The sequence below is a fragment of the Angustibacter peucedani genome (assembly GCF_054779595.1).
The window spans coordinates 1-23,811 of record NZ_BAAGXY010000010.1 but is presented as its reverse complement, the minus strand read 5'-3'; the positions used below and the strand labels follow the sequence as shown (position 1 = coordinate 23,811).

The 23,811-nt window shown below is 73.1% G+C and carries 25 protein-coding genes and 1 pseudogene; 22 read left to right on the top strand and 4 right to left on the bottom strand.

All coding sequences use genetic code 11. The features are described 5' to 3' along the window. The 9 genes from ACYVJ4_RS03265 to ACYVJ4_RS03225 all read left to right on the top strand — a co-directional run bounded on the left by ACYVJ4_RS03265 (position 1) and on the right by ACYVJ4_RS03225 (position 10,735). Positions 1-1,764 (top strand): ABC transporter substrate-binding protein, encoded by a 1,764-nt coding sequence (locus ACYVJ4_RS03265; RefSeq protein ID WP_460458677.1) that lies wholly within the window; start codon positions 1-3, stop codon positions 1,762-1,764. Between the two features lie 144 nt (positions 1,765-1,908). Then, positions 1,909-2,898: an ABC transporter permease gene (locus ACYVJ4_RS03260; protein ID WP_460458676.1), complete on the top strand. Its 990-nt coding sequence runs from the start codon at positions 1,909-1,911 to the stop codon at positions 2,896-2,898. Beyond that, positions 2,895-3,941, top strand: a complete 1,047-nt coding sequence (locus tag ACYVJ4_RS03255; protein WP_460458675.1) for an ABC transporter ATP-binding protein — start codon at positions 2,895-2,897, stop codon at positions 3,939-3,941. The genes ACYVJ4_RS03260 and ACYVJ4_RS03255 overlap by 4 nt, the downstream gene beginning before the upstream one ends. After that, positions 3,938-4,960 carry an ABC transporter ATP-binding protein gene (locus ACYVJ4_RS03250; protein WP_460458674.1) on the top strand — a complete coding sequence of 341 codons (1,023 nt, stop codon included), beginning with the start codon at positions 3,938-3,940 and terminating at the stop codon, positions 4,958-4,960. The genes ACYVJ4_RS03255 and ACYVJ4_RS03250 overlap by 4 nt, the downstream gene beginning before the upstream one ends. Continuing rightward, positions 4,957-5,934, top strand: a complete 978-nt coding sequence (gene mshB, locus ACYVJ4_RS03245) for an N-acetyl-1-D-myo-inositol-2-amino-2-deoxy-alpha-D-glucopyranoside deacetylase (protein WP_460458673.1) — start codon at positions 4,957-4,959, stop codon at positions 5,932-5,934. Before ACYVJ4_RS03250 ends, mshB begins: the two co-directional genes overlap by 4 nt. A 138-nt stretch (positions 5,935-6,072) precedes the next feature. Then, entirely contained in the window at positions 6,073-8,100 is a 2,028-nt protein-coding gene (locus tag ACYVJ4_RS03240) for an AAA family ATPase (RefSeq protein WP_460458672.1), read from the top strand. 4 nt (positions 8,101-8,104) lie between these two features. Continuing rightward, positions 8,105-8,470, top strand: a complete 366-nt coding sequence (locus tag ACYVJ4_RS03235; RefSeq protein ID WP_460458671.1) for a DUF6113 family protein — start codon at positions 8,105-8,107, stop codon at positions 8,468-8,470. 9 nt (positions 8,471-8,479) lie between these two features. After that, positions 8,480-9,010, top strand: coding sequence for a flavin reductase family protein (locus ACYVJ4_RS03230; protein ID WP_460458670.1), 531 nt, complete (start codon positions 8,480-8,482; stop codon positions 9,008-9,010). 39 nt (positions 9,011-9,049) lie between these two features. Next, positions 9,050-10,735, top strand: a complete 1,686-nt coding sequence (locus tag ACYVJ4_RS03225) for a VanW family protein (protein WP_460458669.1) — start codon at positions 9,050-9,052, stop codon at positions 10,733-10,735. On the opposite strand, the gene ACYVJ4_RS03220 is transcribed toward ACYVJ4_RS03225, so the two are convergent. Beyond that, complete coding sequence (locus ACYVJ4_RS03220; protein WP_460458668.1) at positions 10,722-11,780, bottom strand: GNAT family N-acetyltransferase; 1,059 nt, start codon at positions 11,778-11,780, stop codon at positions 10,722-10,724. The genes ACYVJ4_RS03225 and ACYVJ4_RS03220 overlap by 14 nt on opposite strands. 121 nt (positions 11,781-11,901) lie before the next feature. Here ACYVJ4_RS03220 and fdxA point away from each other — a divergent pair, with 121 nt between their 5' ends. From fdxA to ACYVJ4_RS03205, 3 genes are all read left to right on the top strand, one after another. After that, complete coding sequence (gene fdxA, locus ACYVJ4_RS03215; RefSeq protein WP_460458667.1) at positions 11,902-12,228, top strand: ferredoxin; 327 nt, start codon at positions 11,902-11,904, stop codon at positions 12,226-12,228. 4 nt (positions 12,229-12,232) lie between these two features. After that, entirely contained in the window at positions 12,233-13,336 is a 1,104-nt protein-coding gene (gene dapC, locus ACYVJ4_RS03210) for a succinyldiaminopimelate transaminase (protein ID WP_460458666.1), read from the top strand. Between the two features lie 154 nt (positions 13,337-13,490). Next, positions 13,491-14,777 (top strand): citrate synthase, encoded by a 1,287-nt coding sequence (locus ACYVJ4_RS03205; RefSeq protein WP_460458665.1) that lies wholly within the window; start codon positions 13,491-13,493, stop codon positions 14,775-14,777. A 21-nt stretch (positions 14,778-14,798) separates the two neighbouring features. Here ACYVJ4_RS03205 and ACYVJ4_RS03200 read toward each other — a convergent pair whose 3' ends face one another. Further along, a complete protein-coding gene (locus ACYVJ4_RS03200) occupies positions 14,799-15,674 on the bottom strand; it encodes a hypothetical protein (protein ID WP_460458664.1) in 876 nt (291 codons plus the stop codon). A gap of 9 nt (positions 15,675-15,683) precedes the next feature. Then, positions 15,684-16,637, bottom strand: a complete 954-nt coding sequence (dapD, locus tag ACYVJ4_RS03195; RefSeq protein ID WP_460458663.1) for a 2,3,4,5-tetrahydropyridine-2,6-dicarboxylate N-succinyltransferase — start codon at positions 16,635-16,637, stop codon at positions 15,684-15,686. Between the two features lie 54 nt (positions 16,638-16,691). On the opposite strand from dapD, the gene dapE reads away from it, so the two are divergent. From dapE to ACYVJ4_RS03155, 8 genes are read left to right on the top strand one after another with little or no spacing between them, the layout of a single operon-like run. Continuing rightward, on the top strand, positions 16,692-17,762 hold the full coding sequence (gene dapE, locus ACYVJ4_RS03190) for a succinyl-diaminopimelate desuccinylase (protein ID WP_460458662.1): 1,071 nt from the start codon (positions 16,692-16,694) through the stop codon (positions 17,760-17,762). A gap of 9 nt (positions 17,763-17,771) precedes the next feature. Further along, on the top strand, positions 17,772-18,542 hold the full coding sequence (locus tag ACYVJ4_RS03185; protein WP_460458661.1) for an LOG family protein: 771 nt from the start codon (positions 17,772-17,774) through the stop codon (positions 18,540-18,542). A 9-nt stretch (positions 18,543-18,551) separates the two neighbouring features. Further along, positions 18,552-18,782: a hypothetical protein gene (locus ACYVJ4_RS03180; RefSeq protein WP_460458660.1), complete on the top strand. Its 231-nt coding sequence runs from the start codon at positions 18,552-18,554 to the stop codon at positions 18,780-18,782. A 16-nt stretch (positions 18,783-18,798) separates the two neighbouring features. After that, complete coding sequence (locus ACYVJ4_RS03175; RefSeq protein WP_460458659.1) at positions 18,799-19,539, top strand: nucleotidyltransferase domain-containing protein; 741 nt, start codon at positions 18,799-18,801, stop codon at positions 19,537-19,539. Positions 19,540-19,568: 29 nt separating this feature from the next. After that, positions 19,569-19,865, top strand: coding sequence for a DivIVA domain-containing protein (locus tag ACYVJ4_RS03170; protein ID WP_460458658.1), 297 nt, complete (start codon positions 19,569-19,571; stop codon positions 19,863-19,865). Between the two features lie 2 nt (positions 19,866-19,867). Continuing rightward, complete coding sequence (locus ACYVJ4_RS03165) at positions 19,868-20,329, top strand: SRPBCC family protein (RefSeq protein ID WP_460458657.1); 462 nt, start codon at positions 19,868-19,870, stop codon at positions 20,327-20,329. After that, the gene (locus ACYVJ4_RS03160) at positions 20,326-20,904 is read left to right on the top strand and encodes a DNA-3-methyladenine glycosylase I (RefSeq protein ID WP_460458656.1); all 579 of its coding nucleotides are present in this window, start codon (positions 20,326-20,328) and stop codon (positions 20,902-20,904) included. The genes ACYVJ4_RS03165 and ACYVJ4_RS03160 overlap by 4 nt, the downstream gene beginning before the upstream one ends. Continuing rightward, positions 20,901-22,091, top strand: a complete 1,191-nt coding sequence (locus ACYVJ4_RS03155) for a hypothetical protein (RefSeq protein ID WP_460458655.1) — start codon at positions 20,901-20,903, stop codon at positions 22,089-22,091. The genes ACYVJ4_RS03160 and ACYVJ4_RS03155 overlap by 4 nt, the downstream gene beginning before the upstream one ends. A 115-nt stretch (positions 22,092-22,206) precedes the next feature. On the opposite strand, the gene ACYVJ4_RS03150 is transcribed toward ACYVJ4_RS03155, so the two are convergent. Beyond that, on the bottom strand, positions 22,207-23,004 hold the full coding sequence (locus ACYVJ4_RS03150) for an enoyl-CoA hydratase-related protein (protein ID WP_460458715.1): 798 nt from the start codon (positions 23,002-23,004) through the stop codon (positions 22,207-22,209). Between the two features lie 226 nt (positions 23,005-23,230). On the opposite strand from ACYVJ4_RS03150, the gene ACYVJ4_RS03145 reads away from it, so the two are divergent. Both ACYVJ4_RS03145 and ACYVJ4_RS03140 read left to right on the top strand, forming a co-directional pair. Continuing rightward, a complete protein-coding gene (locus ACYVJ4_RS03145; protein WP_345717515.1) occupies positions 23,231-23,398 on the top strand; it encodes a DUF3117 domain-containing protein in 168 nt (55 codons plus the stop codon). A 125-nt stretch (positions 23,399-23,523) separates the two neighbouring features. Continuing rightward, positions 23,524-23,811: pseudogene (locus tag ACYVJ4_RS03140) on the top strand (hypothetical protein); the annotation flags it as partial.

The following is a 23,811-nucleotide window of genomic DNA, read 5'->3' as shown; positions in this document are numbered from 1 at the left end:
ATGGGCAAGGCCAAGACCGGTCTTCGCTTCGTTGCCCTCGCCTCGGTCGGCGCGATTGCGCTGGCCGCGTGCGGCGGGGGGAGCGACGACAACGGCGGCAGCAACAGCGCTGACGGCGGCAAGGGGCAGAAGGGTGGAACTCTCACCTTCCTGACCAACGGCGAGCAGTTCAACCACATCGACCCTCAGCGCAACTACACCGGTGAGGACCTCGCCTTCTCGAGCGCGTACTTCGCGCGCACGCTGACGGCCTACAAGATCAGCCCCGACGGCACGCAGGCCGGCGAGCTGGTCGGCGACCTCGCCACCGACACCGGCAAGGCGTCGGACGGCGGCAAGACCTGGGCCTTCACCCTGCGCGACGGCGTCAAGTGGGAGGACGGCTCGGACGTCACCTGCGCCGACATCAAGTACGGCATCTCGCGCACGTTCGCCCAGACCGTCATCACGGACGGCCCCACCTACGCGATCAGCCTCCTGGACATCCCCAAGGACAAGGACGGCAACTCGACGTACAAGGGTCCGTACGAGACCTCGAAGAACGACACCGCGGCCTACGACAAGGCCGTCGAGTGCTCGTCGGACGGCAAGACGATCACCTTCCACCTCTCGCAGGCTGCTGGTGACTTCAACTACACCGTCACGCTGTCGGCGTTCGCCCCCGTCCCGAAGGCCAAGGACACCGGCGAGAAGTACGACGACAACGTCGTCTCGAACGGCCCCTACAAGATCACCGAGTACACCAAGGGCCAGCAGATGGTCCTCGAGCGGAACACGAACTGGAGCGCCGCCACGGACTCCTACCGTCCCGCGTACCCGGACAAGATCGTGGTCAAGTTCGCGCTCGAGTCCACCACGATCGACCAGCGCATGATGGCCGACGCCGGTGAGGACCAGTCCGCGATCTCGCGCGACTCGCTCGACACCGCCTCGCTGACGACGGTCTTCAACGACCCGCGCTTCGAGTCGCGCCGCGTGAACGAGTTCGACCCGTACTCGCGGTACATCGCGATCAACACCAAGAAGGTCCCGAACGTCAAGCAGCGCCAGGCGATCCTCGTCGCTGCCGACCGTGCGGCCCTTCGCACCATCGCCGGTGGTTCGTTCGCCGGTGACCTGGCGGACGGCGTCATCAAGCCGAACCTCCCGGCCGACTACGCCAAGTCGGGCATGTGGGACGGCATGTTCGGCGGTCAGGTTCCCGACACGGGCAACCCCGACCTCGCCAAGAAGCTGATCCAGGAGTCGGGCGAGCCGATGCCGACGATCACCTACCAGTACGGCAAGACCCCGGACGCCGACAAGGCTGCCGCTTCGCTGCAGGCCTCGCTGGCCAAGGCCGGGATCAAGCTCAAGCTGTCGCCGCTGCCCCCGGGCGAGTACTACTCCATCGTCCAGGACAAGACGAAGGAGGAGGCCATGGCCTCCGCCGGCTGGGGTCCGGACTGGCTGAACGCCTCGACGGTCATCCCCGAGCTGTTCACGCCGGCTGGTGGCTTCAACCTGTCGCAGGCTGACGACAAGGCCTTCACCGACAAGTCCAACGCGGCCAAGGCCGAGACGGACCGGGCGAAGCAGGGCGAGATGTGGAAGGAGCTGAACAAGGAGGCCATGCAGAACGCGTGGGTCCTCCCGACGCGCTTCGGCCGCGAGCAGCGCCTCGCCGGTTCCAAGGTCGGTGCCGCCAGCGGTGACGGTGGCAAGGTGTACATCTGGGCGCCGTACGGCTCCTGGAGCTACGCCGACCTGTACGTCAAGAAGTGACCTCGAGCTCACGGGGCCGGACTTCTCCGGCCCCGTGAGCCGAGCTCGATCGACCGGCCCGGCGGCGGGGGCGACCCCCCGCCGCCGGGACCACGAGCCGGGCCCCGCGCCCGGTTTCCCGCTGCCCAGAACCCGGAGGCTCCCGTGGGGACCTACATCATCCGGCGCGTCGTCGCGATGATCCTGATGCTCGTCGCGCTGAGCATGGTCGTCTTCCTGCTCTTCCAGGCGCTGCCTGCCGATCCCGCCGCCCTCACGTGCGGCAAGTCGTGCAACCCGCAGGTCATCGCGCAGAACCGGATCCGGCTGGGCTACGACAAGCCCCTGGTCGTCCAGTACGGCCAGTTCGTCAAGGGCATCGTCGCGGGCCGCACGTACGGCAGCGGCAGCCAGACCTTCGAGTGCCCGGCGCCCTGCCTCGGCTACAGCTTCAACCGCGGCGAGAACGTCACGACCCTGATCAAGGACCGGTTCCCGGTGACCGCGGTCGAGTCGGTCGGCGCGTGCATCCTGTGGTTGATCTCCGGCGTCGCCGTCGGCATCCTGGCCGCCCTCAAGCGAGGTCGCTGGCAGGACCGCGTCGGCATGGGCCTGGCGCTGATCGGCTACTCGTTCCCGACGTTCTTCATCGGTCTGGTGCTGCAGTACTTCATCATCTTCAAGTTCAGGATCATGGACTACCCGGCCTACACACCGCTGAAGGAAGACCCGGCGGCCTGGCTGAAGTCCTTCATCCTGCCCTGGATCACCCTGGCCGTGGTGTTCGCCGCGTTCTACTCGCGGCTCACCCGCAACCAGATGCTCGAGACGCTGGGCGAGGACTACATCCGCACCGCGCGGTCGAAGGGCCTGTCCGAGCGCCGGGTCATCGGCAAGCACGGCCTGCGGGCCGGCCTGACGCCGATCGTCACCGCCGCCGGCCTCGACCTGGCCACGCTGCTGGGCGGTGTGGTCATCACCGAGCAGATCTTCGCCCTGCCGGGCCTGGGCTCGCTGGCCCTCGGGTCGGTGCTGCAGTCGGACCTGCCGCTCATCATCGGTACCGTGCTGGTGGCGGCCGCGTTCGTGATCCTGGCCAACCTGGTCGTCGACCTGCTGTACGCCGTCATCGACCCGAGAGTGAGACTGGCATGAGCTTCCTCGAGGTGGAGGACCTCCACGTCCAGTTCACGACCGACGACGGCGTCGTCCGGGCCGTCGACGGCGTGTCGTTCGAGGTCGACAAGGGCCGCACGCTCGCCATCGTCGGCGAGTCCGGCTCGGGCAAGTCGGTCACCAGCGGCGCCGTCATGGGCCTGCACAACCGCAAGCGCACCAAGATCACCGGCTCGATCCGGCTGGACGGCGAGGAGCTCGTCACCGCCTCGCCGAACCGGCTGCGCGAGCTGCGCGGCAAGCGGATGTCGATGATCTTCCAGGACCCGCTGAGCTCGCTGCACCCCTTCTACACGATCGGCAACCAGCTGGTCGAGGCCGTGCAGGTGCACCGCGACATCAACAAGACCGACGCCCGCAAGCGCGCCGTCGAGCTGCTCAAGAAGGTCGGCATCCCCAACGCCGAGCGCCGGGCGAACGAGTACCCGCACCAGCTCTCGGGCGGCATGCGCCAGCGCGTCATGATCGCGATGGCGCTGATCAACGACCCCGACCTGCTCATCGCCGACGAGCCCACCACGGCGCTCGACGTCACGGTGCAGGCGCAGATCGTCGAGCTGCTGAACGAGCTGCAGTCCGAGTTCGGCACCGCGATCATCCTGATCACCCACGACCTCGGCGTCGTGGCCGAGACCGCCGACGACGTCGCCGTCATGTACGGCGCGCGCGTCGTCGAGCGCGGCACGGTGCGCGACATCTTCTACCGCCCGCAGATGCCCTACACCTGGGGCCTGCTGAGCTCGCTGCCGCGGCTGGACGACGCGGGTGGCGGTCGCCTGTCGCCGATCCCCGGCCAGCCGCCGTCGCTGATCAACCTGCCGCAGGGCTGCGTGTTCCGCCCGCGCTGCCAGTACCACCAGTTCGTCACCGACGGCCGCTGCGACACCGTCCGCCCCGAGCTCGACGAGGTCGCCGAGGGCCACGCGGCCCGCTGCCACCTCACGCCCGAGGACAAGCAGCGCCTGGCCGCCGAGCGCCTCGCCTCGGTCAACCCCAACGCCGTCGAGAAGGAGGGCGCGTGAGCGACCCGATCCTCAAGGTCACCGACCTGCAGAAGTACTTCCCGATCCGCGAGGGCCTGCTCAAGCGGCACGTCGGGGACGTCAAGGCCGTCGACGGCGTGACGTTCGGGGTCGACGAGCGCCAGACCGTCGGCCTGGTCGGCGAGAGCGGCTGCGGCAAGTCCACCGCCGGCCGCACCATGCTCAAGCTGCTCGAGCCCAGCGGCGGCAAGATCGAGTACCAGGGCCGTGACATCACCGGGCTGTCCCGCAAGGAGATGGTCCCGCTGCGTCGCGAGATGCAGATGATCTTCCAGGACCCGTACAACTCGCTGAACCCGCGCCACACGGTGGGCACGATCATCGGCGCGCCGTACGACGTCCAGGGCGTCACCCCCAAGGGCGGGGTCAAGGCCGCGGTCCAGGACATCATGGAGCGCGTCGGGCTCAACCCCGAGCACTACAACCGCTACCCGAACGAGTTCTCGGGCGGCCAGCGCCAGCGCATCGGCATCGCCCGAGCGGTCACGCTGCGCCCCAAGGTGATCATCGCCGACGAGCCGGTCTCGGCCCTCGACGTCTCGATCCAGGCGCAGGTCGTCAACCTGCTCGAGGACATCCAGGACGAGTTCGGCCTGAGCTACGTCGTCATCGCGCACGACCTGTCCGTGGTGCGCCACATCTCGGACCGCGTCGCGGTGATGTACCTCGGCCACCTGGTCGAGTTCGCCGACGCCGACGACCTGTACAACGCGCCGCTGCACCCGTACACCAACGCGTTGCTGTCGGCCGTGCCGGTGCCGGACCCCGACCTCGAGACCACGCGCGACCGGATCCTGCTGCAGGGCGACCTGCCCTCGCCGTCCGACCCGCCGTCGGGCTGCGTCTTCCGCACCCGGTGCTGGAAGGCCCAGGACCGCTGCGCCACCGAGATCCCGCTGCTGCGCGAGCTGACCCCGGGGCACACGGTGGCCTGCCACTTCCCGGAGCAGGACGCCAAGGCGGCTCCGGCGAAGGACGCCGAGCCCGCCCTCGGGTGAGCCCAGGACGACACGCGGCCGAGCCGGCAGCGGGCGACGAGCCCGCTCGCCGGCTCGTCCTCGTCCACGCCCACCCCGACGACGAGACGCTCACGACGGGCTTCACCATGGCCCGCTACGCGGCCGAGGGCGCGCACGTCGCGCTGGTGACCTGCACCCTCGGCGACGAGGGCGAGGTCATCCCGCCGCACCTGCAGCACCTCGAGAGCAGCCGGGACGACGCGCTGGGCCCGCACCGCGAGCGCGAGCTGGCGCGCGCCGTCCGGGCCCTCGGCGACGTCGACCAGCGCCTGCTCGGCGACGGCCGGTGGCGCGACTCGGGCATGGCGTGGCTCGCGCCGGGCATCGCCGGCGAGGTGCACGCCGACCGAGAAGCGTTGCACCCCAACGCTTTCGTGCGCGCCGACCTCGACGAGGCGGCCGGGTTGCTGGCCGACGTCCTGCGCGAGGTGCGCCCGCAGGTCGTCGTCACCTACGACCCGCAGGGCGGGTACGGCCACCCCGACCACGTGATGGCCCACCGGGTGACGACCCGGGCGGTCGAGCTGGCGCGCGCGGACGGCGACCGGCCGGGCTGGGCGGTGCACGCCGTGCACTGGGTGCAGGTCGCGCAGTCCTGGGCCGACGCCGACCGCCGCGCGGTGCTGGCCGCCGCGGCCGACGGGCGGCTGCCGGCCGGCCTGCACCCGCCGCTGCACGACCAGGAGCACCCGCCCGCCGTCGTCCCGGACGCCGCGCTCGACGTCGTCGTCGAGGCACCCCAGCAGCTGCCATCCGTGGTGGCCGCGCTGCAGGCCCACGAGACCCAGGTGGTCGTCGACCCGCCGTGGTTCGCGCTGTCGAACGGCGAGGCCCACCGGCTCACCGCGCGCGAGGGGTTCCGCCGGGTGAGCGGGCCCCGCGCGGCCGTACCGGGACGCGTCGCGGACGACCTGTTCGCCGGCCTCGACCTGTACCCGCCGCAGGTGTCTTGACGCGCACCTGACCTGGCGTCACGCTGCGTGACGGGGGCGGGACCAGCCGGGTGAGCCAGCGCGCATCGGTGCTCGCGATGGGCGACCCTGGAGCATCAGCGCGCTGGCTGCCAGCGCCCCGACGACGGGGAGAGCCAAGTGTTCCGGACCTCGGTGCCGACGACGAGCCTGCTGCAGCAGGCCTCGGGCCCCACGCCGCTCAAGGACGCCGACGTCTCGCGCACGCGCGAGCGCACCCGTCAGCGCCGCCTCACCCGGCTGGCCGTCGTCGGCGGTGCCGTGCTGGTGTGGATGTGGTGGCGGCTGCTCAGCGGCGACCCGGTCGGGCGCCCGCACCTGCCGTCCGTCGACCCGCTCTACCTGATGGCCGGCGCGTTCTTCCTCGTCATGATCCTGGCCGTCCTGGCCTCGACCTTCGTCACCGGCCGCTCGCCGCACGTCGTCGTCCGGCCCGAGCAGATCGACGTCACGCTGGACGACGTCGTGGGCATCGACGTCGTCAAGGCCGAGGTCGTGCGCACGCTCAACCTGTTCCTGGCGCACCGGACCTTCACCACCGAGATGGGCGGCCGGGCCCGTCGGGGCGTGCTGTTCGAGGGCGCCCCCGGCACCGGCAAGACGCACACGGCGAAGGCGCTGGCCAAGGAGGCCGGCGTCCCGTTCCTCATGGCCACGGCCACGTCCTTCCAGTCGAGCATGCAGGGCGCCTCGCAGCGCCAGATCCGCAACTTCTTCAAGGCCCTGCGCAAGGCGGCCCGTCAGTACGGCGGCGCGATCGGCTTCATCGACGAGTTCGACGCCATCGCCCTGACCCGCCCGAGCGGTGCAGCCATGACCGCGGCACCCAGCAGCGCGGCGTCCGGCGCCCTGCTCGGGTGCGGCGGCCTCACCGGGCTGCCCATGAGCGGCTCGGCCGGCGGCGGTGCGGTGCAGACCGCGTTCGTCGGCCAGGGCGACAGCCAGATGACCGTCAACGAGCTGCTCGTGCAGATGCAGTCGTTCGACCAGCCCACCGGCGGGCAGAAGCTGCGCGGCAAGCTCACCGACCTGGCCAACCTGGTGCTGCCGAGCCACCGCCAGCTCAAGGGCCCGGGCGTGCCGTGGGCCAACATCATGCTGCTCGCCTCGACCAACACCGCCGACCGGCTCGACCCCGCGCTCATGCGCCCGGGCCGGTTCGACCAGCGGCTGACCTTCGACCTGCCCTCCAAGGCCGGACGTCGGCAGATCGTCGACCACTTCCTGGCCAAGAAGGCGCACGAGCCGGCCCTGGACTCCGACGACCGCCGCGACGCGCTCGCCGCGATCACCCAGGGCTACAGCCCGGCCATGCTCGAGGGCCTGCTCGACGAGGCGCTGGTGCGCGCGGTCGAGGCCGGACGTCGGCAGATGAGCTGGAAGGACGTCGAGCACGCGCGCATGATCACCGAGATCGGCCTCGGCCAGCCGGTGGGCTACACCGAGCACGAGGAGCGGCTGATCGCGACGCACGAGGCCGGGCACGCCACCGTCGCCTGGCTCGTCGCCCCGCAGCGCCGCCTCGAGGTCCTCACCATCATCAAGCGGCGCGACTCGCTCGGGCTGCTCGCCCACGGCGACGTCGAGGACGTCTACACGCGCTCGCGCTCCGAGCTGCGCTCGCTGGTGCAGGTGGCGTTCGGCGGCCAGGTCGCCGAAGAGCTGTTCTTCGGCGACGTCTCGACCGGCCCCGGCGGCGACCTGCTCTACGCCACCAACGTCGCGGCGCAGATGGTCGGTGCGGCCGGCATGGTCGACACCCTGGTGTCGTACGCGGCCATCAACGGCTCGGCGCTCAACGACTCCAACCTCGTCGGCCGGGTGCTCGGCGACAGCGAGGGCCGCCGCATGGTCGAGGACCTGCTGCAGCAGCAGAAGAGCGTGGTGCGCGACCTGATGCGCGCCAACCAGCACCTCGTCGAGGCGCTGCGCGACGCGCTGCTGGAGCGGCACGAGCTGATCGGACCCGAGATCTCGGCCGTGCTGCGCGAGGCCCAGGCCCGCCACGAGGCGAGCGAGCCCGCCGCCCCCGGCCTGGTCGACGGCGACGACGCACCGCGCGCGCGTGGCGTGCGGTGGGACGCCGCCGACGGCGACGGCGACGGCGTGGTCATCGACCTGACCGGCAAGGAGCCCCGCGTACGCTGACCCGGTGCCGGCGACCCTGGTCAAGCTCGTCCTGGCGGCCGTCGGCGGGGTGCTCGTCGCAGCCGTCGGCAGCGCCGTGCACCAGGCCGTGGCCGGCGCCCACCGCTGGCCGGTCGGGCTGCTGCTCGCCCTCGGCCTGACCGCCCTGTGGGGCGCGCTGCTCGGACGTCGGGCGGTGCCGGCCCTGGTGCGCGTCGCGGGCGTTGCGGGCTGGACCCTCGTGGTGCTGCTCGTGTCGCCGCGGCGGCCCGAGGGCGACGTCCTGGTGCCGGGCAACGGCCGTGGCTACGGCTGGATGCTGGCCGGCTTCGCGCTGCTCGTCGTCCTGGCGGTGCTGCCCGCGCGCGCCGCTGCCGACCCCCGCAGCTAGGGTCGGGGAGTGACCAGCGCGGTGCCGTCGTCCCGCCCGGAGCCGCTCGGCTCCGAGGCCGACGTCGCGCGCTTCCGGCGGGCCATGGCCCGCTTCGCGACGGGCGTCACGGTGGTCACGACGGTGGTCGACGGCATCGACCACGCGATGACGGCGAGCGCCTTCACCTCGGTGTCTCTCGAACCGCTGCTGGTGCTGGTGTGCGTCGAGCAGGAGGCGCGGTTCCACGACGCGGTCACCGAGGCCGGCGTGTGGGGCGTGAGCGTCCTGGACGAGCACGCGCGCCCCGCCTCGCAGTGGCTGGCGACGCGCGGACGGCCCCTGCACGGCCAGCTCGACCGCGTCGCGCACCACCGTGCGCCGGCCAGCGGCGTGGCCCTGCTCGACCAGTCCCTGGCGGCGCTCGAGTGCCGGACGACGGCCGTGCACCCGGCGGGCGACCACTCGATCGTCCTGGGTGAGGTGCTCGGGATCGAGCTGCCCGACAGCCCCGAGGGACCTCTGCTGTACCACCGCGGCGCCTACACCCACCTGCGCTGAGCCTAGGCTGAGACGGGTGAGCGCCCTGCTGGGGCTCGGATGAGCCCGCTCGTCGACCGTCTGCCGGCCGACCCGCGCCGCCGCGCGGTCGCCGCGGGCGGGGCCGTCGTCGTGCTGCTCGCCGTGGTCTACCTCGGCACGGCGGCCTGGGCGGGCACCCGCACTGCTCGCGGAACCACCGTCGCGGGCGTGGACGTCGGCGGGCTCGACCGCACCACGGCCCGCCAGCGGCTGGACCGCGCGCTCGGGCCCAAGGCGGACGCGCCGCTGCCGGTGCAGGTGGGCGAGGCCGAGGCGCAGGTCGTGCCGTCGCAGGCTGGCCTCGGGATCGACACCACGGCGACGGCCGACCGGCTGGTCGGCTTCTCGCTGTCACCGGCCAGGCTGTGGGACCACCTGCACGGCGCCGGCCCGGCCGACCTGGTGACGACCACCGACCAGTCCGCGCTGGAGCGCTCGGTCGCGGCTCTCGCCGACGACCTCGACCAAGAGGGTGCCGACGGCGGCATCACGTTCTCGGCCGACGGGGCGGCGCTCAGCTCCTCGGTCGAGGGACGCACGGTCGACCGCGCCGCCGCCGCCCGCACCCTGGCCGACCGCTGGTACCGCGACGCCCACGTCCGCCTGCCCGCGACGGTGCGCGAGCCCGAGGTGGCGGCCGACGTCCTGCAGCGGGCGTTCGACGAGTTCGCCCTGCCCGCGACGTCCGCCCCGATCACCGTGCGGGTGGGCGGGCGACGCGTCACCGTGCCGGTCGCCCGCCTCGCCCCCACGCTGTCGGCCGAGCCCGACGGCAAGGGCGGGATCACCCCGGCGGTCGACGGCACGGCCCTCGCGAAGGTCGTGCGCGCGATCGACCCGGACGTCGAGACCGCACCGCGGGACGCGACGATCGCCGTCGTGGGTGGCAAGCCGGTCACCCGCGAGGGCCGTCCCGGTCGCCGGCTGGACCCCGGGACCCTGGCGGCGGCCGTGCTGCCCGCGCTGACGTCGTCCGGCCGCACGGCGCGGGTCGAGCCCGCGCTCGTGCAGCCCGAGGTGACCACGAAGGCTCTGAAGGACCTCGGCATCGTCGAGCGCGTGTCGACCTTCACCACCGCCTTCCCGTTCAACCCGCCGCGCACCAGCAACATCCGGCTCGCGGCGAGCGTCCTCGACGGCACGGTGGTGAAGCCGGGGCAGACGTTCTCGCTGAACGCGGCGCTCGGCCAGCGCACCAAGGAGAAGGGCTACCAGCAGGCTCCGGTCATCAACGGCGGGCGCCTGACGCGCGACTACGGCGGCGGCATCTCGCAGGTGTCGACGACGCTGTTCAACGCCGTGTTCTTCGCCGGGCTGGACTCGGTGCAGCACAAGGCCCACTCGTTCTACATCTCGCGGTACCCCGAGGGCCGCGAGGCGACGGTGTCGTGGCCGGACGTCGACCAGAAGTTCCGCAACGACTCGGGTCACGGGATCCTGATCAAGACCGCGGTGTCCGAGAGCGACGTGACGGTGTCGTTCTACGGCACCAAGGTCTGGGACGTCGAGGCGCTGAAGAGCCCGCGCACCAACGTGAAGCAGCCGCGCACGATCCACGACACGGACGGCGACTGCGTCGAGCAGAGCCCCAGCACCGGCTTCGACGTCACGGTCACGCGGGTGTTCAAGCGGGACGGCCGTCAGGTGCGCACCGAGAAGTTCTTCACGCGGTACATCCCCGAGGACCACGTCACCTGCGGTTGATCCGGTAGTGGTACCCGTGGTGCGGCGCGAAGCCAACACCGGCGTACAACCCTTGTGCCGCAACGTTCTTCTCGGCCACCTGCAGGTACATCGAGCGGTCGCCGCGCTCGAGCGCCCACTCGGCCAGCGCGCCCATCACCAGGCTGGCCAGGCCGCGCCGCCGGTGCCGCGGCGTCACCTCCATCGCGCTCACGCCGGTCCAGCCGCGCGAGGACGCGGCGCGCCCCACCGCGACGGTGCCGGACGACGAGCGCACCGACACGAAGGTCTGCGCCGGTGCCGAGAGCAGCAGGCGGCGCGCGACGGGCGGCAGCTCCTGGCCGCGGTAGCGGTAGACGGCCAGCCAGTCGTCGTCCGGCTCGTCGTCCAGCGTCAGCTCGAGGTCGGCCGGGAGCCCCGGCTGCCCGGGCACGACGACGGCGGCGGCGACCTCGCGCGGCGCCGCCGTCAGCACCAGGGTCGGGGTGTCGAGCGCGTAGCCGCGGGCTCGCAGCTCGGTGTCGACGGCGCTGTCGCGAGCGGGTGGGCCGTCGTCCTCGGCGGGGGCGGCGCGCGCGTCCAGCGGCCAGGGCAGCCCGAACCGCGCCGGCAGCCCGCGCTCGCCGTACCAGGCCTCCACGGCGTCGACGGCGGCCTCGAGCGGGAGGCCCGGGTCGCCCACGGCGAGCGCCGAGTTGGCGCGTCCGGTGAAGCCCTCGGCCGCTCGCAACCGCCAGCCCTGGCCCGGCGCGCCGAGCCAGGCGAGCTCGAGCGGGCGCCAGCCGTCGGCCGCGACGTCCTCGAGCTGCTCCCAGCCGAGCGCGCGGTGCGGTGCGCCGCGCCGGGTGGGCGCCGGGGGGACGGCCTTGCCCGCGACGACCTCGCTGATCGCCACGGCCACCTCGCCGTGCCGGGTGCGCACGCGCACCAGCCCGTCGCCGTCCGCGTCCCACGCCAGCAGCTCGCCGAGCAGGTCGCCGACCCGCCCGCCGCCCAGCCGGCGGCGCACCACGACCCGCTGGCCGACCAGGTCGGGACCGAGGCGGGGGACGACGCGCGACGACACGGGGACCCTCCCTGTTCGCTGCTGGGGCGCTGTCCGCGATACTAGGCGGCGGACCTGGCGTGCGACGCGCCAGTCGCAGCCACGGCGGCCCCAGCGCCGACCGCACGAGGAGGAACGCACCGTGACGTACGTCATCGCCCAGCCCTGCGTCGACCTCAAGGACAAGGCGTGCATCGAGGAGTGCCCGGTCGACTGCATCTACGAGGGTGAGCGGTCGCTGTACATCCACCCCGACGAGTGCGTCGACTGCGGTGCCTGCGAGCCGGTCTGCCCGGTCGAGGCCATCTACTACGAGGACGACGTCCCCGAGCAGTGGAAGGACTACTACACGGCCAACGTGGAGTTCTTCGACGACCTCGGGTCGCCCGGCGGCGCCGCCAAGCTCGGCGTGATCGCCAAGGACCACCCGGTCATCACGGCCCTGCCGCCGCAGGAGCACGACGAGTAAGAGGGTGCGTCTCCCCGACTTCCCCTGGGACTCGCTCGCCGGTGCGGCGGCGCGGGCCCGCTCGCACCCCGACGGCATCGTCGACCTGTCCGTCGGCACGCCGGTCGACCCCACGCCGGACGTCGTCCAGGAGGCGCTGCGGGCGGCGTCGGACGCGCCCGGGTACCCGCAGACCTGGGGCACGCCGGACCTGCGTGAGGCGGTCGCCCGCTGGTACGCCCGCCGTCGCGGCGTGCCGGACGTCGACCCGGACGGCGTGCTCCCCACCGTCGGTTCCAAGGAGCTCGTCGCCTGGCTGCCCACCCTGCTGGGGCTCGGCGCCGGCGACGTCGTCGTCCACCCGCAGGTGGCGTACCCGACGTACGACGTCGGGGCGCGGATCGCGGGCGCGACCCCGCTCCCGGCCGACGGCACCGCGCAGGTCGGGCCGGGGCCGGTGCGGCTGGTGTGGCTGAACTCGCCGTCCAACCCGACCGGCCGCGTGCTCGGCCGGGCGCACCTGGCCAAGGTCGTCGAGTGGGCGCGCGCCCGCGGCGCGGTCGTGGCCAGCGACGAGTGCTACGCCGAGCTGGGCTGGGAGGGCGAGCACGTCGACGGCGTGCCGAGCGTGCTCGACCCCGAGGTCTGCGGCGGCTCGCACGAAGGGCTGCTCAGCGTCTACTCGTTGTCGAAGCAGTCGAACCTCGCCGGGTACCGCGCGGCCTTCGTGGCCGGCGACCCGGCGCTCGTCGGCCGGCTGCTCGAGGTGCGCAAGCACGCCGGGATGATCGTGCCGTGGCCGGTGCAGCGGGCGATGCTCGCCGCGCTGGACGACGACGCGCACGTCGCGGAGCAGAAGGCGCGGTACGCCGCGCGGCGGGCGGTGCTGGCGCCGGCGCTGCGGGCCGCGGGGTTCCGCGTCGACCACTCCGAGGCCGGGCTGTACCTGTGGGCGACGGCCGACCAGCCGGCGATGCAGACCGTCGACCGGCTCGCCGCGGGCGGCCTGCTGGTGGCCCCGGGCACCTTCTACGGCGCGGCCGGTGCACGGCACGTGCGGGTGGCGCTGACGGCGTCCGACGAGCGGGTCGGGGCGGCCGCCGCGCGGCTGCGCTCGGGCACGGTCTGAGCCCCGGACCGCGTCCGCGGGGTGGGCCCTGATTGGTGGAGGGTCGGTACCGCCCGGTAGCGTCGTCGGTGAACTGCGGCCGCTCATGACGCGCGCCGCCGGCCGCGCCGACGCGATCCGTGGGGTGGTCGACGAGGACGAAGGAGCGGACGACATGGCAGACGACGCGATTCTCAAGCACGCCGGCGGCGAGCTGACCCTCACGGGCGAGGCGGCGACCGACGGCGAGGACGCGTACAACATCTCGCCGCTGCTCAAGGAGACCGGGCACGTCACGCTCGACCCCGGGTTCGTCAACACGGCGTCCTGCCGCTCGGCCATCACCTACATCGACGGCGACGCGGGCATCCTGCGCTACCGCGGCGTGCCGATCGAGCAGCTGGCCGAGAAGTCGACGTTCCTCGAGACCACCTACCTGCTGATCTACGGCGAGCTGCCCACCCAGGCCGAGCTCGACGACTTCGACCAGCGGATCCGCCGGCACACGCTGCTGCACGAGGAGCTCAAGCGCTTCTTCGAGGGCTTCCCCCGCGACGCCCACCCGATGCCGGTGCTGTCGTCGGCCGTCTCGGCGCTGTCGACCTTCTACCAGGACTCGTTGAACCCCTTCGACGAGGAGCAGGTCGAGATCTCGACCGTGCGCCTGCTGGCCAAGCTGCCGACGATCGCGGCCTACGCGTACAAGAAGAGCGTCGGCCAGCCGATGCTCTACCCCGACAACTCGCTCGGCCTGGTCGACAACTTCCTGCGCATGACGTTCGGCTTCCCGGCCGAGCCGTACGAGGTGGACCCGACGCTGAGCAAGGCGCTCGACCAGCTGTTCATCCTGCACGCCGACCACGAGCAGAACTGCTCGACGTCCACCGTGCGCCTGGTCGGCTCCTCGCAGGCCAACCTGTTCGCCTCGGTCTCGGCCGGCATCAACGCGCTCTTCGGCCCGCTGCACGGCGGCGCCAACCAGGCTGTGCTCGAGATGCTCGAGGGCATCCAGCGCTCGGACGACGACGTCGACTCCTTCATGACCAAGGTCAAGAACAAGGAGAAGGGCGTGCGCCTGATGGGCTTCGGGCACCGCGTCTACAAGAACTACGACCCGCGCGCGGCGATCATCAAGAAGACCGCCGACCAGGTGCTGCAGCAGCTCGCGGGCGGCGACGAGCTGCTCGAGATCGCGCTGCGGCTCGAGGAGATCGCGCTGGCCGACGACTACTTCGTCGAGCGCAAGCTGTACCCGAACGTCGACTTCTACACGGGCCTGATCTACAAGGCGATGGGCTTCCCCACGCGGATGTTCACCGTGCTGTTCGCCCTCGGCCGGCTGCCCGGCTGGATCGCCCAGTGGCGCGAGATGATCCAGGACCCCGAGACCAAGATCGGCCGCCCGCGCCAGCTCTACGTCGGCGCCACCGAGCGCGACTACCAGGCCATCAGCTCGCGCTGACCGGCTCGTCGGGGCCTCGTGTCAGGCGGGTGGGGCGTCCTCGGTGAACATCACCACGACGCCCGAACCGCCGTCGGACGACGCGCGCCACCCGTCGTCCGGCTTCGCGCGGTCCCACAGCCGGCCGTCGACGTAGACGCGGGCGATCCCGAAGCGCTCGCTGGACCCCACCGCGTACTGCGCCAACGACCAGGCCAGGGTGCGGTCGGGCTCGGCCAGCCGCACGCCCGCGGCGCCACCACCGGAGAGCCGGGTCGAGCGCACCGTGGTCTGCTCGCGCCCGAGCCCCTTCAGGAACGGCGCGACCCCCGCGGCGCCGGACGCCTTCGAGTCCGGGTCGAGGCGGCAGGTCAGCGCGGACGTCGAGTGGCCGGTCAGGGCCGAGGCGTAGACGCGGCCCTCGGGCTCGTGGTCGGCGTAGGCCTCGGGGAACGCGCTGCGCTGCACCCGCTGCGCCACCTTGGTGATCTCCATCGAGCGGTAGCCGTCGATCTTGACCAGCACGTCGTAGAAGGCGTTGGTCGCGTAGACCGGGTCGGTCACCTGGGCCTTGGTGCCCCAGCCCTGCGACGGCCGCTGCTGGAAGAGCCCGAGCGAGTCGCGGTCGCCGTAGTCGAGGTTGACGAACTTCGACTCCTGGCGGGCCGTGGCCAGCGCGATCGTCGCCGCCCGTGCCGGCAGGCCGCGCTTGACCGAGATCCCGGCGATCGTGGCGACGTTGGCCATCTGCTCGGGCGAGACCTCGAACGACGTCCCGTTGGCGGTGGCCTGGCACGACGGCGACCCGAACGGCGTCGCGACGTGCTTGAGCTGCAGGACGACGAACCCGACCACCGCGACCACCACGAGGGCGACGACGGCGTTGCGGACGACCCGCCCTCGGTGCGAGAGCCTCACCAGCGCCGCCTAGTTCGCGTGCAGGGCGGCGTTGAGCTCGACGGTGGTGCCCGGCCGGGCCACCATCTCGACGCGTCCGGACGTGGAGTTGCGGCGCAGCAGCATGTTCGAGGTGCCCGACAGCTCGCGCGCCTTGACCACCGTGCCGGCGTGCTCGCCGTCCGCGACGGTGACCTTGGTGCCGGCGGTGACGTAGAGGCCGGCCTCGACCACGCAGTCGTCGCCGAGGCTGATCCCGATGCCGGCGTTGGCGCCGAGCAGGCAGCGCCGGCCGACCGAGACGACGTCCTTGCCGCCGCCCGACAGCGTCCCGAGGATCGACGCGCCGCCGCCGATGTCGGAACCGTCGCCGACGACGACGCCGGCGACGATGCGGCCCTCGACCATCGAGGTCCCGAGGGTGCCGGCGTTGTAGTTGACGAAGCCCTCGTGCATGACCGTCGTCCCGCTGGCGAGGTGCGCGCCGAGGCGCACGCGGTCGGCGTCGGCGATCCGGACGCCGGACGGGACGACGTAGTCGACCATCCGCGGGAACTTGTCGATGCCGTAGACGGTGACGCGCTCGCCGCCGACCATCAGCCGCAGCCGCGTGGCCTCGAAGTCCTCGACGGCGCACGGACCCGCGCTGGTCCAGACCACGTTGGCGAGCACGCCGAAGATGCCGTCGAGGTTCTGTCCGTGGGGCGCGACGAGCCGGTGCGAGAGCAGGTGCAGGCGCAGGTAGGCGTCCGCGGGGTCGGCGGGGGCGACGTCCAGGTCGATCTCGGTGCGCACCACCGACACCCGCACGCCGCGCACCGGGTCGGTGCGCTCCAGCGCCGCCAGCTCGGCGGGGACGTCGAACGGCCCGCTCTGCTCGGGCGCCGGCCCCAGCGCGGGGGAGGGGTACCAGACGTCCAGCACCTGGCCGGCGTCCGTCGTCGTGGCGAGGCCGTGGCCCCAGGCGGCGCGGGTGTCGGTCATGGCGTCCAGGGTAGAGGGACGGGCTGGGCCGAGACCCGGCTAGGGTCGGGGGCCATGAGCGCGCCCGTCCTCGACCTGTTGTCCGACCCCGTCGACCTGACCCAGGTGCTGTGCGACGTCGAGTCGGTGAGCGGCGACGAGCGCACGATCGCGGACGCCGTCGAGACCGCGCTGCGCGCGCTGCCGCACCTGGCGGTCACCCGCCACGGCGACGCGGTCGTGGCCCGCACCGAGCTCGGCCGGGGCGAGCGCGTGGTGCTCGCCGGTCACCTCGACACCGTGCCGCTGGCGGCCGAGCGCAACCTGCCGACCTGGTACGACGGCGACTTGCTGTTCGGCCGCGGCACGTGCGACATGAAGAGCGGCGTCGCGGTGCAGCTGGCGCTGGCCGCCCGGCTGCCCGAGCCGAACCGCGACATCACGTTCGTCTTCTACGACGGCGAGGAGGTCGAGTCCGAGCGCAACGGCCTGGGCCGCATCTCCCGCGAGGCGCCCGAGCTGCTCGCCGCCGACTTCGCGATCCTCCTCGAGCCGACCTGCGTGCGCGTCGAGGGCGGCTGCAACGGCACCATGCGGGTCGAGGTCACCACGCACGGCAAGGCCGCCCACAGCGCGCGCGCCTGGATGGGCGAGAACGCGATCCACGCCGCCGGGGCGGTGCTCAACCGGCTCGCCGCCTACGAGACGCAGGACGTCGAGGTCGAGGGCCTGGTCTACCGCGAGAGCCTCAACGCGGTGCTGGTCAACGGCGGGGTCGCCGGCAACGTCATCCCGGACCGCTGCGTCGTCACGGTCAACTACCGCTTCGCTCCCAGCAAGAGCGTGCAGGACGCCGAGCACCACCTGCGCGAGCTGTTCACCGGCTTCGACGTCGAGGTGACCGACGCCGCGCCCGGCGCGCGCCCCGGGCTCGACCGCCCGATGGCCAAGGCCTTCGTCGAGACGGTGGGCGAGGAGCCCGGCCCCAAGTACGGGTGGACGGACGTCGCGCGGTTCAGCGAGATCGGCGTCCCGGCGGTGAACTTCGGCCCGGGCGACCCGCTGAAGGCCCACGCCGACGACGAGCACGTGCCGGTCGGCGAGATCCGCGACTGCCTGCGCCTGCTGGAGGCCTGGCTGGCATAGCGTGGCGCCATGACGAGTCCCAAGGCCTCGGACGAGCACGCGTACCGCAAGGGTCCGGTGACCCTGCGCGGCGACCTGGTGCCCGAGGAGACCACCGACCAGCGGCTGCTCGACTCGCGCGGCCCGGCCGACTGGGTGCACACCGACCCGTGGCGCGTGCTGCGCATCCAGAGCGAGTTCGTCGAGGGCTTCGGCGCGCTGGCCGAGCTGGGGCGGGCGGTGAGCGTCTTCGGATCGGCCCGCACGACGCCGGACTCCCCGACGTACGCGCTCGGCGTCGAGGTCGGACGTCGGCTGGCCGAGGCCGGCTACGCCGTGATCACCGGCGGCGGCCCGGGCACGATGGAGGCCGCCAACAAGGGCGCGAGCGAGGCCGGCGGCGTCTCGGTCGGGCTCGGCATCGAGCTGCCGTTCGAGCAGGGCATCAACGACTACGTCGAGCTCGGCATCAACTTCCGCTACTTCTTCGCCCGCAAGACGATGTTCGTGAAGTACGCCGAGGGCTTCGTGGTGCTGCCGGGCGGTTTCGGCACCTGCGACGAGCTGTTCGAGGCCCTCACGCTGGTGCAGACCCAGAAGGTCACGCGGTTCCCGATCGTGCTGCTCGGCACGACGTACTGGGGCGGGCTGCTCGACTGGCTGCGCAGCGCCGCGCTCGACCACGGCACGATCAACGAGCGCGACCTCGCGCTGCTGACGCTGACGGACGACGTCGACGAGGCCGTGCGCGTCATCCGCGAGTCCGACCAATCCCTGGACAGCCCGCGCGACCCTGCGTGACCATGGGTCATGACCGTCTCGCCGCTGCCGTCACGGGGAACCGTGCTGGTGGGCCGCGACGTCGCGGGCCGCACGCTGCGGGTGAGCTCGCACCCCGAGGCCGGCCGGGTGGTGCTGTCGATCTGGCAGGACACCACGTGCCTGGCGACCGTGCGGCTGGCGGAGGACGACGTCCCCGACCTGGTGCGCACCCTGGCCGCGGGGCTGGTGGCCCGACCCGGCGTGGCCGAGGCCGGCTGACCGCACGTAGCGCCGCATGAGCCCCGACCGTCCCGAGCCGGTCGACGCCGCCAGAAGCCTTGTGGCGCAGCGCTTCCCCGATGCCCTGGCCGCGTGGCTCGGTGGCAGCGTGGTGCGCGGTGACGCGTCGCCGACGTCCGACCTCGACGTCACGGTGCTGCTGCCCGGGCCGCCGGCGCCGTACCGCGACTCGACCCACCACGAGGGGTGGCCGGCCGAGCTCTTCGTGCACACCGAGGCCTCGCTCGTGCACTACCGCGGCACGGACCAGGACCGTCGCCAGCCCACGATCCAGCGGTTGGTCGGCGAGTCGCTGGTGCTGGTCGACCCGAGCGGGCGCGGCGCGGAGCTGCAGGCGGCGGCGCGGGCCGAGATCGCCGCCGGTCCGCGGCCGCTGTCGCCCGACGAGCTCGCGTCGGCCCGCTACGCCGTCACCGACCAGCTCGACGACCTCGTGGGGGCGCGCGACGACGACGAGCGGCTGGCGGTGGCCGTCCTGCTCATGGCCGAGGTGGGCGCGCTGGCCCTGACCGGACGACGGCGCTGGACCGGCCGCGGCAAGGGACTGCTGCGCGAGCTGCGCGCCCTGGACTCCGACGAGGGCCTGACGCTCGCGGCCGACCTCCCGGCGGCCGTGCGGGCGGCGGCGGGCGGCGACGTCCAGCCGCTCGTGACCCTCGTCGAGGCGGTGCTCGCGCCGCACGGCGGGCGGCTCTTCGAGGGCCACCGGCTCGGCGGGACGTCCGGTACCGCGTGAGCCGGGGTCGGCCGTGACACCATGACCGCGTGAGCCTGCTGCAGATCCTCGTCGTGCTGGCCGTGGTGGCCGCGGTCGGTGCCGTCGCGGCCGGGGTGGTGCAGGGCGGCCTGCCCGAGGCCGAGTCGAGCCTGCCCGAGGCCGGGCTGCCCGAGGACGCCGTCGCGGCCGAGGACGTCGCCGGCGTGCGGTTCTCGATCGGCCTGCGCGGCTACCGCATGGACGAGGTCGACGAGGTGCTCGACCGGCTCTCCGACGAGCTGGCCTCCCGCGACGCGCAGCTGGCCGAGCGCGACGCCGAGATCGCCCGGCTGCGTGGCGCCTGACGGTGGCCTCGTTCACCGTCAGCCGCGAGCTCGCCGCGCCCGCCGAGCGCGCGTGGGCCGTGCTCACCGACTGGCCGAACCACGGCCGCTGGGTCGCCCTCACCACGGTGCGGACGACGTCCGCCCGGCCTGACGGCGTCGGCGCGCAGTTCGTGGGGCGCACGGCGCTCGGGCCGCTGGGCTTCGACGACCCGATGACGGTCACCGAGTGGCAGCCGCCGACGGCGACGCAGCCGGGACGCTGCACGGTGCGCAAGAGCGGGCGCGTGGTGCTGGGCAGCGCGACGTTCGTCGTCCGCTCGCTGGGCCCCTCCCGCTGCCAGGTCAGCTGGACCGAGGACCTCGAGGTCGCCGGCGTGCGCCGGCTGCCGTTCGCCGGGGCGGCCAGCCGGCTCGCCGGTCGCGTGGTGTTCGGCGCGGTGCTGCGCAAGGTGGCGCGCGACGTCGAGCAGGGCAGCCCGTGAGCTCGCTGGTCGTCGGCGACGACGGGCTCGCCCGCTGCGCGTGGGGCGCGAGCACGCCCGACTACGCGGTCTACCACGACGAGGAGTGGGGCCGGCCGGTGCACGGCGAGCGGGCGCTCTACGAGCGCGTGACGCTCGAGGCGTTCCAGTCGGGCCTGTCGTGGCTGACGATCCTGCGCAAGCGCGAGGGCTTCCGCGCCGCCTTCGCCGGCTTCGACGCCGACGTCGTCGCGGCCTACGACGAGATGGACGTCGAGCGGCTGATGGCCGACGCCGCCATCGTCCGCAACCGGGCCAAGGTGAACGCCGTCATCACCAACGCGCGCGCGGTGGTCGAGCTGCGTGCTGATGGCGGGCTTGACGCGCTCGTGTGGTCGTTCGCCCCGCCGGCCCGGCGTCGTCGTCCGGCCTCGTTCGACGACGTGCCGGCGGTCACGCCGGAGTCGACGGCGCTCGCAAAGGCGTTGAAGCGCAAGGGTTTCACCTTCGTCGGGCCGACCACTGCGTACGCCGCGATGCAGGCCTGCGGGCTCGTCGACGACCACGTGGCGGGGTGCCACGTGGCCGGGGAGTGAGCGAGGTGCTGCGGTCCGCGCGTGACGGCGTGCGCTCGCGCGTGGACGTCGTCACGCTGCTCGTCGTCTACGCGCTGACCCGGGTGTGGGGCGCGGTCTTCATCGCCCGCGCGGCCGAGCACCAGCCGCAGAGCATCTGGACCGGGCCGCGCTCGAACTACTTCGACATGGCCCAGCTGTGGGACGGCCAGTGGTACAAGATCATCGCCGAGCACGGGTACCCCGCCGAGCTGCCGCTCGACCAGCTCGGGAACGTGCAGCAGAACCCGTGGGCGTTCTTCCCGGGCTTCCCGTGCACGGTGCGGGCCGTCATGGCGGTGACCGACCTGCCGTTCGCGGTGGCGGCCGTCGCGGTCAACCTGGTGCTGGGCGCGTGCGCGGTGCACGTCGTGATGCGGGTGCTGCAGAAGGTCGCCGGACGACGGGCCGGCTGGGGCGGCGCGGTGCTGCTGTGCGCGTTCCCGTCGGCGCCGTCGCTGCAGATCGCCTACAGCGAGAGCCTCGCGCTGCTGCTGCTCGCCCTGGCGGCGTGGTGGCTGCTCGAGCGGCGCTACGGGTGGGCGGCGCTCGCCGTCCTGGCGCTGTCGCTGACCCGCCCGGTCGTGGCGCCGTTCGCGGTCGTCGTCCTGACCCACCTCGTCGTGCGGTGGGTGCGGGCGGCGCGGGGGCGCGAGCCGTTCCCGTGGTCGCAGCGGCTGGCGGTGGTGGGGCTGGGGCTGCTCAGCGCGGCGTCCAGCATCTTGTGGCCGGCGCTGGTCGGGCTGCGGCTCGGGTCGTCGGACGCCTACGAGCGCACCCAGGCCGCGTGGCGCACCGGCGGGGTGATCCAGCCGTTCCACCAGGCCGTGGGCATCTCGCACCTGCTGTGGGGCGACCGCGGGCCGACCTACCTGGTGCTCGGCGGCATCGCCCTGGTGGCGCTGGTGCTGTCGCCGTGGGGACGACGGGTGGGGCCCGAGCTGCAGACCTGGACGCTCGCGTACCCGCTGTACCTGCTGGCCGTCACCGAGCCGTGGACCTCGACGTTCCGGTACCTGCTGCTGGTCTTCCCGCTGTGGGGCGTGCTGGCGGTGGCGGTGCGCTCGCGGTGGGCGGTCGCGGCCCTCGCCGTCGTCGGCCTGTGGTGGCAGGTGCACTGGGTCGACGACCTGCTGCTCTTCCACCCGCCCACCGACTTCCCGCCCTGATCCCCCGCCGCCCCGGCCCGCTGCCGCACGTTCTTAAGAACTCGGGCCCATCCGGGCGTCTTGAGCCCGACTCCTCAAGCAGGTGCGGTGGGTGGGCCGCCCGCGCCGGGGTGGGTCAGGTGCCGGTGAAGGTGGGGCGCTGCTTGGCGACGAAGGCCTCGACGGCGTCGCGGTGGTCGGACGTCGCGCCGGTGCGGTCCATGAGCCCGGCCTCGTGCTCCAGCGAGTCGGCGAGGTCGTGGGTCGCCGAGTAGTCCACCGCCTGGCGGATCGCGGCGTACGCCTGCGTCGGGCCCGCCGCCAGCTGCTGCGCCAGCTCGAGCGCGGCGGTCGGCAGCTCGTCGTCCGGCACGACCCGCGTGGCCAGGCCGAGCTCGAGGGCCTCGGCCGCGCGCACGGTGCGCGGGAAGAGCAGCAGGTCCTTGGCGCGCGCGATGCCGACCAGCCGCGGCAGCCACCACGACGAGCCCGAGTCGCACGAGAGCGCGATCGCGCTGAACGCCAGGTTGAACCCGCCGCTCTCGGCGACCAGCCGGACGTCGGCCGCGAACGCGAACGACGCGCCCGCGCCGGCCGCGACGCCGTTGACCGCCGCCACCACCGGCTTGGGCATCGTCGCGAGCAGCGTGGCGATCGGGTTGTAGTGCTCGCGCACCGTGCGGCCGAGCTCGAACGACGAGCCGCCGTCGCCCTCGCCCGCGGCCCGCAGGTCGGCGACGTGCTCGCGCAGGTCCTGCCCTGCGCTGAAGGCGCGGCCGGTGCCGGTGAGCAGCACGGCGCGCACGGACGCGTCGTCCGCGGCCTGCTGCAGCGCCGCGAGCAGCGCGACCTTGGTGGCCCGGTCGAGCGAGTTCATGGCCTCCGGTCGCTGCAGCCGGACGACGGCCACGGCCCCTGCGCGCTCGTACGCCACGGGCTGCTCGGACGGCTGCTCGGACGGCTGGTCGGACGGCTGGTCGGACGGGACGGTGCGGTCATCGGCGCTCACGCAGACAGTCTGCCGTGCCGCCGATCGGGTCGTCGTCCGCCGGACCGGATTTCCGCACGGCGCGTCTGCGCGGGATAATGGGTCAGAACACCCCGCCGTCCACACCCAGCACCGGGCTGCACGGCGTCCGCGAACCGAAAGGGGTCGGCGAATGGCCGCCATGAAGCCCAGGACCGGGGACGGTCCGCTCGAGGTGACCAAGGAAGGTCGTGACATCGTCATGCGCATGCCGCTCGACGGCGGCGGCCGGCTGGTGGTCGAGATGACGCCGGACGAGGCGAACGCCCTCGGTGACGCCCTCAAGGGCGCCGCGGGCTGACACCCGACCCGCTCCACGACGACGGGCCATCCCCACGCGGGGAGGGCCCGTCGTCGTGTGCACGACAGCACAGATCTCGGGGTCGGTAGGGTCGAGACGCCCCACCCCCGCTGACAGGAGCCGCCGTGCGTGCACCTCGCATCCGACCGGTGCCCGGTCGCCTGCTGGACGTCGTCACCGGAGCGGGTGCGCCGGTCGACGTCCTCGCGCTGCCGGTGCGCCAGGGGGACGACGGCCCCGAGCCGCTCCCCGGTGCGCGGCAGGTGTGCGAGCGGCTGGGCGTCGACCTCGAGGTCACGCTGCGGCGCGAGCGCGTGCGCGGCGGCGAGGGCGAGCACGTCCGGGTGCCGTGGGCCCCGGGCGAGGGCTCGCCGGCGGTGCAACGCGTCGTGCTGGTCGGCGGCGGCGACGAC

Coding starts and splice junctions, on each gene's coding strand:
- dapE (WP_460458662.1), top strand. CDS start 16,692: ATGAGCGCGCCCGTCCTCGACCTGTTGTCCGACCCCGTCGACCTGACC.
- ACYVJ4_RS03185 (WP_460458661.1), top strand. CDS start 17,772: ATGACGAGTCCCAAGGCCTCGGACGAGCACGCGTACCGCAAGGGTCCG.
- ACYVJ4_RS03205 (WP_460458665.1), top strand. CDS start 13,491: ATGGCAGACGACGCGATTCTCAAGCACGCCGGCGGCGAGCTGACCCTC.
- ACYVJ4_RS03255 (WP_460458675.1), top strand. CDS start 2,895: ATGAGCTTCCTCGAGGTGGAGGACCTCCACGTCCAGTTCACGACCGAC.
- ACYVJ4_RS03175 (WP_460458659.1), top strand. CDS start 18,799: ATGAGCCCCGACCGTCCCGAGCCGGTCGACGCCGCCAGAAGCCTTGTG.
- ACYVJ4_RS03145 (WP_345717515.1), top strand. CDS start 23,231: ATGGCCGCCATGAAGCCCAGGACCGGGGACGGTCCGCTCGAGGTGACC.
- ACYVJ4_RS03265 (WP_460458677.1), top strand. CDS start 1: ATGGGCAAGGCCAAGACCGGTCTTCGCTTCGTTGCCCTCGCCTCGGTC.
- ACYVJ4_RS03225 (WP_460458669.1), top strand. CDS start 9,050: ATGAGCCCGCTCGTCGACCGTCTGCCGGCCGACCCGCGCCGCCGCGCG.
- dapD (WP_460458663.1), bottom strand. CDS start 16,637: ATGACCGACACCCGCGCCGCCTGGGGCCACGGCCTCGCCACGACGACG.
- ACYVJ4_RS03180 (WP_460458660.1), top strand. CDS start 18,552: ATGACCGTCTCGCCGCTGCCGTCACGGGGAACCGTGCTGGTGGGCCGC.